The following is an 18146-nucleotide window of genomic DNA, read 5'->3' on the forward strand; positions in this document are numbered from 1 at the left end:
AAATCGGACGATATTTAAGGAAAACCATGCAATACCGAATCAGAAGAGAAAACGAAGCACCCGAAGCAAAAAATGCGGGGGAAACCTTATGGGAACGCGACATTATGCGCGAAGTGCTGCTGTCCGCCTATCGGGACAGGCGCAGGGAGCGGATGTGGAAAAACATCTGGCGCGCCGTCAGCACCCTGATTCTGGTTGCCCTGATTGCAGGCATTTTCCAAAAAGACGAAAGCGCATTGCAGTTGACGGGCAATACGCCGCATACCGCAGTCGTCAACCTGTACGGCGAAATCGGCAACGGCGTAGAAGACCAGGTCAAAAAACTCAAAGACGGTATGGAAGCCGCCTACAAAAATCCGCAGGCAAAAGCCATCGTCATCCGCGCCAACAGCCCCGGCGGTTCGCCCGTCGTCTCCAACACCGCTTTTGAAGAAATACGCCGTCTGAAGGCGCAACATCCCGGCATCCCCGTTTATCTCGTGGCGGAGGATATGTGCGCGTCCGGCTGCTACTACATCGCGGCGGCGGCGGATAAAATCTATGCCGACCCGTCCAGCATCGTCGGCAGCATCGGCGTTATCGGCAGCAGTTTCGACGCGACCGGCCTGATGGAAAAAATCGGCGTGAAACGCAGGGTTAAAATTGCGGGCAGCAACAAAGGCATGGGCGATCCGTTTTCGCCCGAAACGCCCGAACAGTCGAAAATCTGGGAAGAAATGCTGACCGGCATACACGGCGAGTTCATCAAAGCCGTCAAAACCGGACGCGGCGGCCGCCTCAAATTCCGACAATATCCCGACGTGTTCAGCGGTCGGGTGTACACGGGTGCGGATGCGCAGAAAGTCGGGCTGGTGGACGGACTCGGCAATATTTACAGCGTGGCGCGAGACGTGGTCAAAGCCCCGGATTTGGTCGATTACACGCGGCAGGACGATTTCGGCACGCTGTTGGGCAGGCGTTTGGGTGCGGAACTCAAAGCCGGCGTGCGCGAAGCCTTGCAGGCTGTCCGATAGTTTTACCATACATTATCCTATGCCGTCTGAAGCTTTCAGACGGCATTTCTGTATGCGGGTAAGGAGGAATGCGGGGAGCAAGCGGTAAAGGGGAAATCAGATAGGGTATTTATAAAATCAAAATAAGAATCGTTATCATAAAATGGTTGTATTTATTGGTGTTTTTTGCCTGTTTACCTTTTAATGGGTTTTGAAATTCGCTAAAATAGCAGCTTGTTTTAACGATTTGTCCGTCAACCAGTCAGGCATCAATTATGTTGGCCAGTTACTTTCCCGTCCTCGTATTCATCCTCGTCGGCCTCGCGGCCGGCGTGCTGTTTATCCTGCTCGGCACGATTTTGGGCCCGAAACGCCACTACGCCGAAAAAGACGCGCCTTACGAATGCGGTTTTGAAGCCTTTGAAAACGCAAGGATGAAGTTCGACGTGCGCTATTACCTCGTCGCCATCCTCTTCATCCTGTTTGATTTGGAGGTTGCGTTCATGTTGCCGTGGGCAGTCGTGTTCAAAGATTTGGGCGCGTACGGCTTCTGGTCTATGCTGGTGTTTATCGTCGTTCTGACGGTAGGCTTTATTTACGAATGGAAAAAAGGTGCGCTGGAATGGGAATAGAAGGCGTTTTGAAAAAAGGTTTCATCACCACCAGCGCGGATACGGTGTTGAACTATATGCGTACCGGTTCATTGTGGCCGGTTACTTTCGGCTTGGCCTGCTGCGCCGTGGAAATGATGCACGCGGGTATGGCGCGTTATGACCTTGACCGTTTCGGCATTATTTTCCGTCCGTCTCCCCGTCAGGCCGACCTGATGATTGTGGCAGGTACGCTGACCAACAAAATGGCGCCCGCCCTGCGCCGCGTATATGACCAGCTCGCCGAGCCGCGCTGGGTGTTGTCTATGGGTTCGTGTGCCAACGGCGGCGGCTATTATCACTATTCTTATTCCGTTGTGCGCGGTGCCGACCGCGTCGTGCCGGTAGACGTTTATGTACCGGGTTGTCCGCCGACTGCGGAAGCCCTGATTTACGGCCTGATTCAGCTCCAGCAAAAAATCAAGCGCACTTCCACCATCGCGCGGGACGAGTAGGAGGGGGAACGATATGGCAAGCATTCAAAACTTATACGAGACCGTCAGCCGAGTTTTGGGCAATCAGGCAGGCAAAGTCATTTCAGCTTTGGGCGAGATTACCGTTGAGTGTCTGCCCGAACACTATATTTCCGTCATGACCGCATTGCGCGACCATGAAGAGCTGCATTTCGAGCTTCTGGTCGATTTGTGCGGTGTCGATTACAGCACTTACAAAAACGAAGTATGGCAGGGCAAACGCTTTGCCGTCGTCAGTCAGCTGCTTTCCGTTAAAAACAATCAACGCATCCGCGTACGCGTCTGGGTTTCAGACGACGACTTCCCCGTAGTCGAATCCGTCGTCGATATTTACAACAGCGCGGATTGGTACGAACGCGAAGCCTTCGATATGTACGGCATCATGTTCAACAACCATCCCGACCTGCGCCGCATCCTGACCGATTACGGTTTTGTCGGACATCCGTTCCGCAAAGATTTCCCGATTTCCGGCTATGTGGAAATGCGTTACGACGAAGAGCAAAAACGCGTGATTTACCAACCTGTTACCATTGAGCCGCGCGAGATCACGCCGCGTATCGTCCGTGAGGAGAACTACGGTGGCCAATAAATTAAGAAACTACACCATCAACTTCGGCCCGCAACACCCTGCGGCGCACGGCGTATTGCGTATGATTTTGGAGTTGGACGGCGAACAAATCGTCCGTGCCGACCCGCATATCGGCCTCTTGCACCGAGGTACCGAAAAACTGGCGGAAACCAAAACCTATCTGCAAGCCCTGCCCTATATGGACCGCTTGGACTACGTTTCCATGATGGTCAATGAGCAGGCGTATTGTTTGGCAGTAGAAAAACTTGCCGGTATCGATGTGCCTATCCGCGCCCAATACATCCGCGTGATGTTCGCCGAAGTAACGCGCATCCTCAATCACTTGATGGGCATCGGTTCGCATGCCTTCGACATCGGCGCGATGACCGCCATTCTTTACGCCTTCCGCGACCGCGAAGAGCTGATGGACTTGTACGAAGCCGTTTCCGGCGCGCGTATGCACGCCGCCTACTTCCGTCCCGGCGGCGTTTACCGCGACCTGCCCGACTTCATGCCTAAATACGAGAGCAGCAAATTCCGCAACGCCAAAGTATTAAAGCAGCTCAACGAATCCCGCGAAGGCACCATGCTCGACTTTATCGATGCCTTCTGCGAACGCTTCCCCAAAAATATCGACACACTCGAAACCCTCCTGACCGACAACCGCATCTGGAAACAGCGTACCGTCGGCATCGGCGTTGTCTCTCCCGAGCGTGCCATGCAAAAAGGCTTTACCGGCGTGATGCTGCGCGGTTCGGGCGTGGAATGGGACGTGCGTAAGACGCAGCCTTACGAAGTGTACGGCAAAATGGATTTCGACATCCCCGTCGGTGTCAACGGCGACTGCTACGACCGTTACCTCTGCCGTATGGAAGAAATGCGCCAATCCGTACGCATCATCAAACAATGCTCCGAGTGGTTGCGCGTGAATCCCGGTCCGGTCATCACCACCAACCACAAATTCGCTCCGCCCAAACGTACCGAAATGAAAACAGGTATGGAAGACCTGATTCACCATTTCAAACTCTTTACCGAGGGTATGCACGTTCCCGAGGGCGAGACCTACACCGCTGTCGAACACCCGAAAGGCGAGTTCGGCGTTTACATCATTTCAGACGGCGCGAACAAACCCTACCGCCTGAAAATCCGCGCACCCGGCTTCGCCCACCTGCAAGGCATGGACGAAATGGCAAAAGGCCACATGCTCGCCGACGTCGTTGCCATCATCGGTACGCAGGACATCGTATTCGGGGAGGTTGACCGATAATGTTATCCGCAGAATCCTTAAAACAAATCGACATAGAGTTGGCGAAATACCCTGCCGACCAACGCCGCTCCGCCATCATGGGCGCATTGCGTATTGCCCAAACCGAAAAAGGCTGGCTTGCTCCCGAGACCATCGCCTTTGTCGCCGACTACATCGGCATCTCGCCTGCACAAGCCTACGAAGTCGCTACCTTCTACAATATGTACGACCTTGAGCCTGTCGGCAAATACAAACTGACCGTTTGTACCAACCTGCCCTGCGCCCTGCGCGGCGGTATGGCTACCGGCGAATACCTCAAACAAAGACTCGGTATCGGCTACGGTGAAACCACGCCCGACGGCAAATTTACCCTTGTCGAAGGCGAATGCATGGGGGCGTGCGGCGACGCTCCGGTTATGCTGGTCAACAACCACAGCATGTGCAGCTTTATGACCGAAGAGGCGATTGAGAAGAAACTGGCGGAGTTGGAATAGATCGTCTGAACACATTAGGTTTGTAATCAAACTTACTAGTTATTCCAAAATTCTAAATTGTGATTTTAAAAAGTAACAATAAAAAAGGGGAGTGGTTGATGAGGGGGGTAATCGTCAAGTGGGATGACGAAAAAGGTTATGGTTTTATACGGATAGACGGCGGTAACAAAGAAATCTTCTGCCATATTTCCGACTTTTCCCCAAGAAACCCGCGTCCTGAGATTAACGAGGCGGTCGGTTTTGAAGTGGTTTCAGACGGCAAGGGAAGATTTTCTGCAAAACAGATACGCTATCTGAATCGGGAGCGTGCAGTTTCTCCCGGATACCGCAAGAAACATCGAAAAGACGAGGAATCTCCCACTTCGATTGTTCAGGTTGTGTTGTCTTTGTTGGTCGGTTTGCTGCTTGTTTCGGTAATCGGCTATAAGGCGTATCAATATGCGTCAGAGAAGCTGACTCCGAAACAGGAAAATACGCCGGTTAAAACGCAAGTATTGCCCGAAATAAAACGGCAGCAGCCCGACAGCAGCCCATACCGTTGCGACGGCAGGCAACATTGCTCACAAATGACTTCGTGCGAAGAAGCCAAATGGTTTGTAAGGAACTGTTCCGATACCAAGATGGACGGTGATGGCGACGGCATTCCATGTGAAGACAAATGCGGCGGATGGTAATTTTGATTGATGACGGGAAGAACAAACGCAGGTTTGGTTCAGATTAAACGAAGACAGGAAAATGCCGTCTGAAAACAGACAAACCGTTTCAGACGGCATCAGGAACATTGAGACGGCAGGCAGCCGCAACCGATACGAAAACAAACAGGCACACCAAAAATGGCTATTTACCAATCAGGCGTGATTTTTGACCAAGTGGATACCGCCAATCCCGATTGCTGGACATTGGACGAATACGTCAAACGCGGCGGCTATACCGCCCTGCGTAAAATCCTGTCCGAAAACATCTCGCAAACCGATGTGATTGACGAAGTCAAAACCTCCGGCTTGCGCGGGCGCGGCGGTGCGGGCTTCCCGACCGGCTTGAAATGGAGCTTTATGCCCCGTTCCTTCCCCGGCGAAAAATACGTCGTCTGCAATACCGACGAAGGCGAACCGGGTACGTTCAAAGACCGCGACATCATCATGTTCAACCCCCATGCTCTGATTGAAGGCATGATTATCGCCGGTTACGCGATGGGTGCGAAAGCCGGTTACAACTATATTCACGGCGAAATTTTCGAAGGCTACCAACGCTTTGAGGCCGCTTTGGAGCAGGCGCGTGCCGCAGGCTTTTTGGGTAAAAATATTTTGGGTTCGGATTTGGAATTCGAACTCTTCGCCCACCACGGCTACGGCGCATATATTTGCGGCGAAGAAACCGCCTTGCTCGAATCGTTGGAAGGCAAAAAAGGCCAGCCGCGCTTTAAGCCGCCATTCCCTGCGTCGTTCGGCCTGTACGGCAAACCGACCACCATCAACAATACCGAAACGTTCTCCTCCGTTCCATTCATTATCCGTGACGGCGGACAGGCATTTGCCGATAAAGGTATTCCGAATGCAGGCGGTACTAAATTGTTCTGTATTTCTGGCCACGTCGAACGTCCGGGCAACTATGAAGTGCCGTTGGGCACGCCGTTTGCCGAAGTCTTGAAAATGGCGGGCGGTATGCGCGGCGGCAAAAAACTCAAAGCCGTTATCCCCGGCGGTTCGTCCGCGCCCGTATTGCCTGCCGACATCATGATGCAGACCAATATGGACTACGACTCGATTTCCAAAGCAGGCTCGATGTTGGGTTCCGGCGCGATTATCGTGATGGACGAAGACGTGTGCATGGTCAAAGCCCTCGAACGCTTGAGCTACTTCTACTACGACGAATCCTGCGGCCAATGTACGCCTTGTCGTGAAGGCACCGGCTGGCTTTACCGCATCGTCCACCGCATCGTAGAAGGCAAAGGCCGTATGGAAGACTTGGATTTGCTCGATTCTGTCGGCAACCAAATGGCAGGCCGCACCATCTGCGCCCTTGCCGATGCCGCCGTCTTCCCCGTCCGCAGCTTTACCAAGCATTTCCGTGATGAGTTTGTGCATTACATCGAACACGGCGGGCCGATGAAGCCGAATAAGTGGTGCTGAGTTTTCAGACGGCATCCAAAAGAATGATTTATCAAATACCCGTAACTAGGAACGAACCATGTTACAAATCGAAATCGACGGCAAACAGGTATCTGTGGAGCAGGGCGCGACGGTGATTGAAGCCGCGCACAAGCTCGGTACTTATATCCCGCATTTCTGTTACCACAAAAAACTTTCCATCGCCGCCAACTGCCGTATGTGTCTGGTGGACGTGGAAAAAGCCCCCAAACCTCTGCCAGCCTGTGCCACGCCGGTAACGGACGGCATGATTGTGCGTACGCATTCGGCAAAAGCCCGAGAGGCGCAAGAAGGCGTGATGGAGTTCCTGCTCATCAACCATCCGCTTGATTGTCCGACCTGCGACCAGGGCGGCGAATGCCAGTTGCAGGATTTGGCGGTGGGCTACGGCAAAACCACCAGCCGCTATACCGAAGAAAAACGTTCCGTCGTCGGCAAAGATATGGGGCCTTTGGTTTCCGCCGAGGAAATGAGCCGCTGCATCCACTGCACCCGCTGCGTGCGATTCACCGAAGAAATCGCCGGTCTGCAGGAAATTGCGATGGCGAATCGCGGCGAACACTCCGAGATTATGCCTTTTATCGGTAAAGCAGTGGAAACCGAATTGTCGGGCAACGTCATCGATTTGTGTCCTGTCGGCGCATTGACCAGCAAACCGTTCCGCTTCAATGCGCGTACTTGGGAATTGAACCGCCGCAAATCCGTTTCCGCCCATGATGCTTTGGGCAGCAATTTGATTGTGCAAACCAAAGACCATACCGTCCGCCGTGTGTTGCCGCTGGAAAACGAAGCCATCAACGAATGCTGGCTGTCCGACCGCGACCGTTTCGCCTACGAAGGCCTGTATCACGAAAGCCGTCTGAAAAACCCGAAAATCAAACAGGGCGGCGAGTGGATGGACGTGGATTGGAAAACCGCGTTGGAATATGTCCGCAGCGCGATTGAATGTATCGCCAAAGACGGCAACCAAAACCAAGTCGGCGTTTGGGCGAACCCGATGAATACGGTTGAAGAGCTGTATCTGGCCAAAAAACTCGCCGACGGCTTGGGTGTTAAAAACTTTGCAACCCGTTTGCGCCAACAAGACAAACGTCTTTCAGACGGCCTTAAAGGTGCGCAATGGTTGGGACAAAGCATTGAATCTTTGGCTGACAACGATGCCGTATTGGTAGTCGGCGCGAACTTGCGCAAAGAACAGCCGCTCCTGACCGCCCGCTTGCGCCGCGCCGCCAAAGACCGTATGGCCTTGAGCGTATTGGCCGGCAGCAAGGAAGAGTTGTTGATGCCGCTTCTCTCTCAAGAAGCCGCACATCCCGACGAGTGGGCAGGCCGTCTGAAAAACCTGTCTGCCAATGCGGAACACGCCGTTACCGCCAGCCTGAAAAACGCTGAAAAAGCAGCGGTGATTTTGGGCGCGGAAGTGCAAAACCATCCTGATTACGCCGCCATTTATGCCGCCGCGCAAGAGCTGGCAGACGCGACCGGCGCGGTGCTGGGCATTCTGCCGCAGGCTGCCAACAGCGTCGGTGCGGATGTCTTGGGCGTGAACTCCGGCGAGAGCGTTGCCGAAATGGCAAACGCGCCGAAACAGGCAGTCTTGCTGCTCAATGTCGAGCCTGAAATCGATACGGTTGACGGTGCAAAAGCCGTAGCCGCGTTGAAACAGGCGAAAAGCGTGATGGCGTTTACACCGTTTGTCAGCAAAACGCTGCTGGATGTGTGCGACGTATTGCTGCCGATTGCGCCGTTTACCGAAACATCAGGCAGCTTCATCAATATGGAAGGCCGTCTGCAATCCTTCCACGGCGTGGTACAAGGCTTCGGCGACTCGCGTCCGCTGTGGAAAGTGTTGCGCGTATTGGGCAACCTGTTTGACCTGCAAGGTTTTGAATACCACGATACCGCCGCGATTCTGAAAGACGCGCTGGACGCGGAAAGCCTGCCGTCCAAACTGGACAACCGCGTGTCTTCGACTCAAAAAGATTTTCAGACGGCATCAAGCCGCCTCGTGCGCGTGGGCGGAGTGGGCATCTATCACACCGATGCCATCGTGCGCCGTTCCGCACCGTTGCAGGCAACCGTCCATGCTGCCGTGCCTGCCGCGCGTGTGAATCCGAACACTTTGGGACGCTTGGGCCTGCAAGACGGACAAACCGCCGTCGCCAAACAAAACGGCGCAAGCGTATCGGTTGCCGTCAAAGCCGATGCCGGACTGCCTGAAAACGTGGTGCATCTGCCGCTGCATACCGAAAATGCCGCGCTGGGTGCGTTGATGGACACTATTGAACTGGCGGGAGCTTGATTATGCAGGAATGGTTCCAAAACCTCTTTGCCGCAACGCTCGGTCTGGGCGATTTGGGTATCACCGTGGGCTTGGTGGTATCCGTCATCGTCAAAATCGTGATTATCCTGATTCCGCTGATTCTGACCGTTGCCTACCTGACTTATTTTGAACGTAAAGTCATCGGCTTTATGCAGCTTCGCGTCGGCCCGAACGTAACCGGCCCGTGGGGTCTGATTCAGCCGTTTGCCGACGTGTTCAAACTCTTGTTTAAAGAAGTAACCCGTCCGAAGCTGTCAAACAAAGCCCTGTTCTATATTGGCCCGATTATGTCGCTTGCACCGTCTTTCGCGGCGTGGGCAGTGATTCCGTTCAACGAAGAATGGGTGCTGACCAACATCAATATCGGTCTTTTGTACATCCTGATGATTACCTCGCTGTCGGTTTACGGCGTGATCATCGCGGGCTGGGCTTCCAACTCCAAATATTCGTTCTTGGGCGCAATGCGTGCTTCCGCGCAAAGCATTTCCTACGAAATCGCCATGAGTGCCGCGCTGGTGTGCGTCGTGATGGTGTCGGGCAGCATGAACTTCTCCGACATCGTTGCCGCACAAGCTAAAGGTATTGCCGGCGGTTCGGTATTCTCTTGGAACTGGCTGCCGCTCTTCCCAATCTTCATCGTCTATTTGATTTCCGCCGTTGCCGAAACCAACCGCGCACCGTTTGACGTGGCAGAGGGCGAGTCTGAAATCGTTGCCGGACACCACGTTGAATATTCCGGCTTCGCGTTCGCGCTGTTCTTCCTTGCCGAATACATTTTCATGATTCTGATTGCCGCGCTGACATCGCTGATGTTCCTCGGCGGCTGGCTGTCTCCGTTCCCGCAAAGCTGGGGCTTTATCGGTACGCCTTCCGCATTTTGGATGTTCGTGAAAATGGCGGCGGTGCTGTACTGGTATCTGTGGATTCGTGCAACTTTCCCACGCTACCGTTACGACCAAATTATGCGTTTGGGCTGGAAAGTGCTGATTCCGATCGGCTTTGCCTACATCGTGATTTTGGGCGTGTGGATGATTTCACCGCTGAATTTGTGGAAATAGGCCGTCTGAAAACTTTGATTCAGATGCGGCTTTTGAAAGGATGAAGCAAATGAAGAGATATGCAGCAATATTGTCTTCCGCCATCTTGGCATCGTGCGCCTTTGTCGGCGATATCCAATACGGCGGTCAAAGTACCGCGTTCGGCGGCGACAATGTTTTGCGCAATGATGTCGCGAAGGTCATCAAGCAATGGGAAAGTACCGCTTTCTTATGCCAAAACATCAAAGCCATCGATGCAAAAATCAGCGATGTCAAACGTGTGGAAGGGCGGATACAGTCCGAGGAAGTGTGGACAGTCCAGGCTTGCGGTCAGGTGCGCCATTACAATGTGCATATGCGCGAAGATGAACGCGGTGAAACGGATTTCAACGTTTCGTTTTTAAAATAACCGGTTTTCAGACGGCTTGAAGCCCTCAAAATATTCCCTGAGATAATGGGTTGAATAATATGGCTAACTTAGTAAAAACCTTTCTGCTTGGCGAGTTGGTAAAAGGCTTGGGCGTAACGCTCAAAAACTTTTTCGCCCGCAAAGACACGATTTATTTCCCCGAAGAGAAAACGCCGCAATCCGTGCGTTTCAGGGGTTTGCACGCGCAACGCCGTTATCCGAACGGCGAGGAACGCTGCATCGCGTGCAAATTGTGCGAGGCGGTGTGTCCGGCAATGGCGATCAACATCGAATCGGAAGAACGCGAAGACGGCACGCGCCGCACCAAGCGTTACGACATCGACCTGACCAAGTGCATCTTCTGCGGTTTCTGCGAAGAGGCGTGTCCGACCGATGCGATTGTGGAAACCCATATTTTCGAATACCACGGCGAGAAAAAAGGCGACTTGCATATGACCAAGCCGATTCTTTTGGCAATCGGCGACAAATACGAAGCTGAAATCGCCAAACGCAAAGCCGCTGACGCGCCGTATCGTTAAGGAGCAGACGAATGACTTTTTCCGCGATTCTGTTCTATATCCTTGCCGCCATCGTTTTGTACGGAGCGGTTCGTACCGTTACAGCTAAAAACCCTGTCCACGCCGCTTTGCATCTGGTGCTGACCTTCTGCGTGAGCGCGATGATTTGGATGCTGATGCAGGCTGAGTTTTTGGGTGTGACGCTGGTGGTGGTTTACGTCGGCGCCGTGATGGTGTTGTTCCTGTTCGTCGTGATGATGCTGAACATCGACATCGAGGAAATGCGCGCCGGTTTTTGGCGGCACGCGCCGGTTGCCGGCGTGGTCGGTACATTGTTGGCGGTTGCCCTGATTCTGATTTTGGTCAACCCGAAAACCGACCTGGCCGCATTTGGTCTGATGAAAGACATTCCCGCCGATTACAACAATATCCGCGATTTGGGCAGCCGTATTTATACCGACTACCTGTTGCCGTTTGAATTGGCGGCGGTATTGCTGCTGTTGGGTATGGTGGCGGCGATTGCGCTGGTTCACCGCAAAACTACCAATCCGAAACGAATGGATCCAGCCGACCAAGTTAAAGTGCGCGCCGACCAAGGCCGTATGCGTCTGGTGAAAATGGAAGCGGTCAAACCGCAAGTCGAATCTGCCGAAGAAAACGAAGTTTCAGACGACCTCAAGCCGGAAGGGGAGGGCAAAGCATGATTACCTTGACGCATTATTTGGTATTGGGCGCGCTCCTGTTCGGTATCAGCGCAATGGGTATCTTTATGAACCGCAAAAACGTACTGGTATTGCTGATGTCCATCGAGCTGATGCTCTTGGCGGTGAACTTCAACTTTATCGCCTTCTCGCAACATTTGGGCGATACCGCCGGACAGATTTTCGTATTCTTCGTACTGACCGTTGCCGCTGCCGAATCCGCCATCGGTTTGGCGATTATGGTGCTGGTGTACCGCAACCGACAAACGATTAATGTTGCCGATTTGGATGAGTTGAAAGGGTAAAGGTAGGTTGGGTCGAGACCTGACAAGACACCGATGCCGTCTGAAAACCCGATAGGAAAAACGATGAAATCCATAGACGAACAAAGCCTGCATAATGCCCGCCGCCTGTTTGAAAGCGGCGACATTGACCGTATCGAAGTCGGTACCACCGCGGGCCTGCAACAGATTCACCGTTACCTGTTCGGCGGCTTATATGATTTTGCGGGTCAAATCAGGGAAGACAACATTTCCAAAGGCGGTTTCCGTTTTGCCAACGCCATGTATTTAAAAGAGGCTTTGGTTAAAATCGAGCAGATGCCCGAGCGGACTTTTGAAGAAATCATCGCCAAATATGTTGAAATGAACATTGCCCATCCGTTTTTGGAGGGTAATGGCAGAAGTACCCGCATCTGGCTGGATTTGGTGCTGAAAAAAAACCTGAAAAAAGTCGTAAACTGGCAAAATGTAAGCAAAACCTTGTATTTGCAGGCGATGGAACGCAGTCCCGTCAACGATTTAGAACTGCGCTTTCTGTTAAAGGATAACCTGACTGACGATGTGGACAACCGTGAAATCATCTTTAAAGGTATCGAGCAGTCGTATTATTACGAAGGGTATGAAAAAGGCTGAGGGTCGTCTGAAAAGCGATTTCAGACTGTTTCAGACGACCTGATTCGGTAGGTGATCAGACGGGAGCGGATGAGAAAAGAAATTCTGGGTAAGAATAATCCGGTCTGAAATATTGGAAGAAGAATGATGGATAAAAATCAGTTAGAACAAGAATTTCATAAAGCCATGTTAAATATTTATCAGGAGGCTTTGAATTTGCCGCAACCTTACAAGGCGACACGATTTTTACAAATTGTAAATGAATTTGGTGGTAAAGAGGCGGCGGATAAATTATTGAGTACGGGGGAAAAGAAGACTCAGACCGGTTTTACAGAGCTGATTCTGAGTGGTGGCGGAGTCCACACCTTGAAATACAGTATGGAATATCTGGTGTTACAAAAGCCGTGGTGTGATTTATTTACTGAAGAGCAATTAGCTGTGGCACGCAAACGATTGGAGCGTGTTGGATTTGTTTTTCCGAAGTAATTTTGTACGAAATAAACATAGATTTTTAAATCAATCGGATTCAATCAAATGAACGACATGACTTTATATCTCATCATTGCCCTCGTGCCTTTGGCAGGCTCGCTGATTGCGGGTTTGTTCGGCAATAAAATCGGACGTGCCGGCGCGCATACGGTTACGATACTCGGTGTGGCGGTGTCCGCCGTGCTGTCGGCTTATGTGCTGTGGGGATTCCTCAATGGCAGCCGTGCCAAGTTTGACGAAAACGTCTATACCTGGCTGACAATGGGCGGCTTGGATTTCTCCGTCGGCTTCTTGGTCGATACGATGACGGCGATGATGATGGTCGTGGTAACGGGCGTGTCGTTGATGGTGCATATCTACACCATCGGCTATATGCACGATGAAAAAGTCGGCTACCAACGCTTCTTCAGCTATATTTCTTTGTTTACATTCAGCATGTTGATGCTGATTATGAGCAACAACTTCATCCAGCTCTTCTTCGGCTGGGAGGCTGTGGGCTTGGTGTCGTATCTCTTGATCGGTTTCTATTTCAAACGTCCAAGCGCAACATTTGCCAACCTGAAAGCCTTTCTGATCAACCGTGTCGGCGATTTCGGCTTTTTGCTCGGTATCGGCTTGGTGCTTGCCTATTTCGGCGGCAGCCTGCGCTATCAAGATGTATTCGCTTATCTGCCTAATGTTCAGACGGCCACCATTCAATTGTTCCCCGGTGTGGAATGGTCTTTGATTACTGTAACCTGTTTGCTCCTGTTTGTCGGTGCGATGGGTAAATCGGCACAATTCCCGCTGCACGTCTGGCTGCCTGATTCGATGGAAGGCCCGACCCCGATTTCCGCATTGATTCACGCCGCAACCATGGTTACGGCGGGTTTGTTTATGGTGTCGCGTATGTCGCCGATTTATGAGATGAGCAGCACCGCGCTGTCTGTCATTATGGTGATCGGCGCGATTACCGCCCTGTTTATGGGCTTCTTGGGCGTGATTCAAAACGACATCAAGCGCGTGGTTGCGTATTCCACCCTGTCGCAACTGGGCTATATGACCGTGGCTTTGGGCGCGTCCGCCTATTCCGTGGCGATGTTCCACGTCATGACCCACGCCTTCTTTAAAGCCTTGCTGTTCTTGGCGGCAGGTAGCGCGATTATCGGTATGCATCACGACCAAGATATGCGCCATATGGGCAACCTGAAAAAATATATGCCGGTTACTTGGCTGACTATGCTGATCGGCAATTTGTCGCTGATCGGTACGCCGTTCTTCTCCGGCTTCTATTCTAAAGATTCGATTATCGAAGCAGCGAAATACAGCACCCTGCCGGGCAGCGGCTTTGCTTATTTTGCCGTCCTTGCCAGTGTGTTCGTTACCGCTTTTTACGCATTCCGCCAATACTTTATGGTGTTCCACGGCGAAGAGAAATGGCGCAGCCTGCCCGAACATCATGACGATCATCATGGCGAAGAACATCACGGCTTGGGCAAAAACGACAATCCGCACGAAAGCCCGCTGGTTGTTACCCTGCCTTTGATTTTGCTTGCGATTCCGTCCGTCATCATCGGCTACCTTGCCATCGAGCCTATGCTTTACGGCGATTTCTTCAAAGACGTGATTTTCGTCAACGCCGACGCGCATCCGACCATGCACATCATGAAGGAAGAGTTCCACGGCGCATTGGCAATGGTGTCGCACAGCTTGACATCGCCTGTTTTGTATTTGGCGGCTGCCGGTGTTGCCGCCGCGTGGCTTTTGTACGTCAAACTGCCGCACCTGCCCGCCAAAATCGCGCAGGCGTTCCGTCCGGTTTACGTTTTGTTTGAAAACAAATACTACCTCGATGCCCTGTATTTCAACGTTTTCGCCAAAGGCACGCGCGCATTGGGTACCTTCTTTTGGAAAGTCGGCGATACCGCCATTATCGACAACGGCATCGTCAACGGCTCCGCCAAACTGGTCGGCGCGGTTGCCGCGCAAGTGCGTAAAGCCCAAACCGGCTTTATCTACACCTACGCCGCCGCTATGGTATTCGGCGTATTGGTACTGCTCGGTATGACCTTCTGGGGATTGTTCCGATAAGGATGAGGTTTCAGACGGCCTCTTAAAACGTCGTCTGACAAACCAACCCGTACAACGATATTTTTATTCTAACCACAGGTTAACCACTATGTTTTCCAACTACCTACTCAGCTTGGCAATATGGATACCCATCGCCGCAGGCGTGCTGGTTTTGGCGGCCGGTAAAGACAGCCGTGCGCCGCTGGCGCGTGTGCTTGCCTTCGTGGGTGCGCTTGCCGGTTTCTTGGTAACGCTGCCCCTGTTTGCCGGTTTCGACCGTTTGAGCGGCGGCTATCAGTTTACCGAGTTCCACGAGTGGATTCCGCTTCTGAAAATCAACTATGCATTGGGCGTGGACGGTATTTCAGTGCTCTTTATCATCTTGAATGCGTTTATTACGCTGTTGGTGGTATTGGCCGGTTGGGAAGTTATTCAGAAACGTCCGGCGCAGTATATGGCCGCTTTCCTGATGATGTCGGGTTTGATTAACGGTGCGTTTGCCGCGCAGGATGCGATTCTGTTTTATGTGTTCTTCGAGGGTATGCTGATTCCGCTGTACCTGATTATCGGTGTATGGGGCGGCCCGCGCCGCGTCTATGCGTCGGTCAAGCTGTTCCTCTATACGCTGATGGGTTCGCTCCTGATGCTGGTTGCTATGGTTTACCTGTACTATCAAACAGGCAGCTTCTCTATTGTCGATTTCCAAAACATCAAACAGATTCCGTTGGGCGTACAACAGCTTTTGTTTGCGGCATTCTTCCTGTCATTCGCTGTAAAAGTGCCGATGTTCCCCGTGCACACTTGGTTGCCGGATGCCCACGTTGAAGCGCCGACCGGCGGTTCGATGGTGTTGGCGGCAATTACGCTGAAACTGGGTGCGTATGGTTTCTTGCGCTTTATCCTGCCGATTATGCCGGATGCGGCACGCTATTTTGCCCCTGTGATCATTGTATTGAGCCTGATTGCCGTGATTTATATCGGTATGGTGGCTTTGGTGCAAACCGATATGAAAAAACTGGTGGCATACTCTTCCATCAGCCATATGGGTTTTGTCACTTTGGGTATGTTCCTGTTTGTGAACGGCCAACTGAATGACTGGGCATTGAAAGGCGCAATCATTCAAATGATTTCCCACGGTTTTGTGTCTGCCGCGATGTTTATGTGTATCGGCGTGATGTACGACCGCCTGCATACCCGCAATATTGCCGATTACGGCGGCGTGGTCAATGTGATGCCTAAGTTTGCGGCGTTTATGATGTTGTTCGGTATGGCCAATGCCGGTCTGCCTGCAACTTCCGGCTTCGTGGGCGAGTTTATGGTGATTATGGGCGCGGTCAAAGTGAATTTCTGGGTCGGCGCGTTGGCTGCCATGACTTTGATTTACGGTGCGTCTTACACCCTGTGGATGTACAAACGCGTGATTTTCGGCGCGATTCGCAATCCGCACGTTGCCGAAATGAAAGACATCAATTGCCGCGAATTTGCGATTTTGGCGGTTTTGGCGATTGCTGTTTTGGGTATGGGTCTGTATCCGAACGCGTTTATCGAAGTGGTGCATCAGGCGGCAAACGATTTGATTGCCCATGTGGCGCAAAGCAAGATTTGAGGTGTATAAATGAACTGGTCTGATTTGAATTTAATGCCCGCGTTGCCCGAAATCGTGCTGTTTGCGCTGCTGGTGTTATTGTTGCTGGCGGACTTGTGGGTCAGTGATGACAAACGCCGTTTGACGCATTACGGCGCGCTGGCAACGGTGGCGGTTACGGCGGCGGTGCAGCTTGCCGTTTGGGAGCAGGGCAGTACGTCTTCATTCAACGGGATGTATATTGCGGACGGTATGTCGCGTTTGGCAAAAATGGTTTTATATGCTTTGACGTTTGCCATGTTTGTTTATGCCAAGCCTTATAATCAAACGCGCAACCTGTTTAAAGGCGAGTTTTACACCCTGTCGCTGTTTGCCCTTTTGGGTATGGGCGTGATGGTGGGCGCGGGGCATTTCCTTACCGCCTATATCGGTTTGGAGCTGCTGTCGCTCGCACTTTACGCCCTGATCGCCCTGCGCCGCGATTCCGGCTTTGCCGCCGAAGCCGCTTTGAAATATTTTGTTTTGGGTGCTTTGGCTTCCGGATTATTGCTTTACGGCATTTCTATGGTTTACGGCGCGACCGGTTCGCTGGAATTTGCCACAGTATTGGCAAACTCGTATAACGAACAGGCAAATGTTTGGCTTTTAAAACTGGGTTTGGTGTTTATTGTCGTCGCCGTCGCGTTCAAGCTGGGTGCGGCGCCGTTCCATATGTGGGTGCCCGATGTCTATCAGGGCGCGCCCACTTCCGTCGCCGCGCTGGCCGGCACGCTGCCGAAAATTGCCGCCGTCGTTTTCGCCTTCCGCATCCTCGTTACCGGCTTGGGTACGGTGCATCAGGACTGGTCGCCGATGTTTGCCCTGCTTGCCGCCGCTTCGCTGCTGGTCGGTAACCTTGCCGCCATCATGCAGACCAATATCAAACGTATGCTCGCCTATTCCACTATTTCACATATGGGCTTTATCCTGCTGGCGTTTATGGCGGGCGCGGTCGGTTTTGCGGCGGGGCTGTATTACGCGGTAACTTACGCGCTGATGGCGGCGGCAGGGTTCGGCGTGTTGATGGTGTTGTCGGACGGGGACAACGAGTGCGAAAACATCGGCGATTTGGCAGGGTTGAACCAACACCGCGTATGGCTTGCCTTTTTGATGCTGCTGGTTATGTTCTCTATGGCGGGTATTCCGCCGCTGATGGGCTTTTACGCCAAATTCGGCGTGATTATGGCGCTTTTGAAACAAGGCCATGTATGGTTGTCGGTGTTTGCCGTCGTGATGTCGCTGATTGGCGCGTTCTACTACCTGCGCGTGGTCAAAGTCATGTATTTTGACGAATCCGACCGCGCCCGCCCTGCCGCAGCCGGCAACAATGCCGCAAAATTCCTCTTGAGCGTCAACGCGCTGCTGTTGGTGCTGTGGGGCATTATGCCGCAAACCGTTATCGACTGGTGCGCCAAGGCGCTGGAAAATACGCTGTAAGCCGCCGAGACGGCAGCCGTATGAGGGGCTGCCGTTTTTCGGTTTCAGACGGCATCCGCAGGCCGGAATGCCGTCTGAAAGGGAAGGAAGGGAATT

The 18146-nt window shown here is 52.5% G+C and carries 20 protein-coding genes; all 20 read left to right on the forward strand.

What is annotated here, in order from left to right; all coding sequences use genetic code 11:
* Window positions 1–26: 26 nt before the first annotated feature.
* The 20 genes from FGL10_RS09615 to nuoN all read left to right on the forward strand — a co-directional run bounded on the left by FGL10_RS09615 (window position 27) and on the right by nuoN (window position 18050).
* Complete coding sequence (locus FGL10_RS09615) at window positions 27–1013, forward strand: S49 family peptidase (RefSeq protein ID WP_003708114.1); 987 nt, start codon at window positions 27–29, stop codon at window positions 1011–1013.
* 254 nt (window positions 1014–1267) lie between these two features.
* On the forward strand, window positions 1268–1624 hold the full coding sequence (locus FGL10_RS09620) for an NADH-quinone oxidoreductase subunit A (protein WP_003708115.1): 357 nt from the start codon (window positions 1268–1270) through the stop codon (window positions 1622–1624).
* Window positions 1615–2097, forward strand: a complete 483-nt coding sequence (locus FGL10_RS09625) for a NuoB/complex I 20 kDa subunit family protein (protein ID WP_002215610.1) — start codon at window positions 1615–1617, stop codon at window positions 2095–2097. Before FGL10_RS09620 ends, FGL10_RS09625 begins: the two co-directional genes overlap by 10 nt.
* 13 nt (window positions 2098–2110) lie before the next feature.
* Window positions 2111–2704, forward strand: coding sequence for an NADH-quinone oxidoreductase subunit C (locus FGL10_RS09630; protein WP_002223321.1), 594 nt, complete (start codon window positions 2111–2113; stop codon window positions 2702–2704).
* Window positions 2694–3950 (forward strand): NADH dehydrogenase (quinone) subunit D, encoded by a 1257-nt coding sequence (gene nuoD, locus FGL10_RS09635; protein WP_003708118.1) that lies wholly within the window; start codon window positions 2694–2696, stop codon window positions 3948–3950. Before FGL10_RS09630 ends, nuoD begins: the two co-directional genes overlap by 11 nt.
* A complete protein-coding gene (nuoE, locus tag FGL10_RS09640; RefSeq protein WP_003708120.1) occupies window positions 3950–4423 on the forward strand; it encodes an NADH-quinone oxidoreductase subunit NuoE in 474 nt (157 codons plus the stop codon). The genes nuoD and nuoE overlap by 1 nt, the downstream gene beginning before the upstream one ends.
* 98 nt (window positions 4424–4521) lie before the next feature.
* Window positions 4522–5097: an excalibur calcium-binding domain-containing protein gene (locus FGL10_RS09645; RefSeq protein ID WP_036469414.1), complete on the forward strand. Its 576-nt coding sequence runs from the start codon at window positions 4522–4524 to the stop codon at window positions 5095–5097.
* A 61-nt stretch (window positions 5098–5158) separates the two neighbouring features.
* Window positions 5159–5281: a hypothetical protein gene (locus FGL10_RS12835; RefSeq protein ID WP_003708125.1), complete on the forward strand. Its 123-nt coding sequence runs from the start codon at window positions 5159–5161 to the stop codon at window positions 5279–5281.
* Window positions 5257–6552, forward strand: a complete 1296-nt coding sequence (gene nuoF, locus FGL10_RS09650; RefSeq protein WP_003708127.1) for an NADH-quinone oxidoreductase subunit NuoF — start codon at window positions 5257–5259, stop codon at window positions 6550–6552. The genes FGL10_RS12835 and nuoF overlap by 25 nt, the downstream gene beginning before the upstream one ends.
* A gap of 58 nt (window positions 6553–6610) precedes the next feature.
* Window positions 6611–8872, forward strand: a complete 2262-nt coding sequence (gene nuoG, locus FGL10_RS09655) for an NADH-quinone oxidoreductase subunit NuoG (protein ID WP_003708128.1) — start codon at window positions 6611–6613, stop codon at window positions 8870–8872.
* A gap of 2 nt (window positions 8873–8874) precedes the next feature.
* Window positions 8875–9951 carry an NADH-quinone oxidoreductase subunit NuoH gene (gene nuoH / locus FGL10_RS09660; RefSeq protein ID WP_002216340.1) on the forward strand — a complete coding sequence of 359 codons (1077 nt, stop codon included), beginning with the start codon at window positions 8875–8877 and terminating at the stop codon, window positions 9949–9951.
* 49 nt (window positions 9952–10000) lie between these two features.
* A complete protein-coding gene (locus FGL10_RS09665; protein WP_004467706.1) occupies window positions 10001–10339 on the forward strand; it encodes a hypothetical protein in 339 nt (112 codons plus the stop codon).
* Between the two features lie 59 nt (window positions 10340–10398).
* The gene (nuoI, locus tag FGL10_RS09670) at window positions 10399–10878 is read left to right on the forward strand and encodes an NADH-quinone oxidoreductase subunit NuoI (RefSeq protein WP_002218650.1); all 480 of its coding nucleotides are present in this window, start codon (window positions 10399–10401) and stop codon (window positions 10876–10878) included.
* A gap of 11 nt (window positions 10879–10889) precedes the next feature.
* Window positions 10890–11561, forward strand: coding sequence for an NADH-quinone oxidoreductase subunit J (locus FGL10_RS09675; RefSeq protein WP_003708133.1), 672 nt, complete (start codon window positions 10890–10892; stop codon window positions 11559–11561).
* Window positions 11558–11863: an NADH-quinone oxidoreductase subunit NuoK gene (gene nuoK, locus FGL10_RS09680; RefSeq protein WP_002215628.1), complete on the forward strand. Its 306-nt coding sequence runs from the start codon at window positions 11558–11560 to the stop codon at window positions 11861–11863. Before FGL10_RS09675 ends, nuoK begins: the two co-directional genes overlap by 4 nt.
* Window positions 11864–11896: 33 nt before the next feature.
* Entirely contained in the window at window positions 11897–12472 is a 576-nt protein-coding gene (gene fic / locus FGL10_RS09685; RefSeq protein ID WP_002215631.1) for a protein adenylyltransferase Fic, read from the forward strand.
* Window positions 12473–12595: 123 nt separating this feature from the next.
* Window positions 12596–12937 (forward strand): hypothetical protein, encoded by a 342-nt coding sequence (locus FGL10_RS09690; protein ID WP_003708136.1) that lies wholly within the window; start codon window positions 12596–12598, stop codon window positions 12935–12937.
* Between the two features lie 48 nt (window positions 12938–12985).
* The gene (gene nuoL / locus FGL10_RS09695) at window positions 12986–15010 is read left to right on the forward strand and encodes an NADH-quinone oxidoreductase subunit L (protein WP_003708139.1); all 2025 of its coding nucleotides are present in this window, start codon (window positions 12986–12988) and stop codon (window positions 15008–15010) included.
* An 88-nt stretch (window positions 15011–15098) separates the two neighbouring features.
* On the forward strand, window positions 15099–16595 hold the full coding sequence (locus FGL10_RS09700; RefSeq protein WP_003708141.1) for an NADH-quinone oxidoreductase subunit M: 1497 nt from the start codon (window positions 15099–15101) through the stop codon (window positions 16593–16595).
* 9 nt (window positions 16596–16604) lie between these two features.
* The gene (nuoN, locus tag FGL10_RS09705) at window positions 16605–18050 is read left to right on the forward strand and encodes an NADH-quinone oxidoreductase subunit NuoN (RefSeq protein ID WP_003708143.1); all 1446 of its coding nucleotides are present in this window, start codon (window positions 16605–16607) and stop codon (window positions 18048–18050) included.
* The last annotated feature ends 96 nt before the right edge of the window (window positions 18051–18146 follow it).

Origin of the sequence: Neisseria lactamica (genome assembly GCF_901482445.1) — a bacterium.
Taxonomy (GTDB): Bacteria; Pseudomonadota; Gammaproteobacteria; order Burkholderiales; family Neisseriaceae; genus Neisseria; species Neisseria lactamica.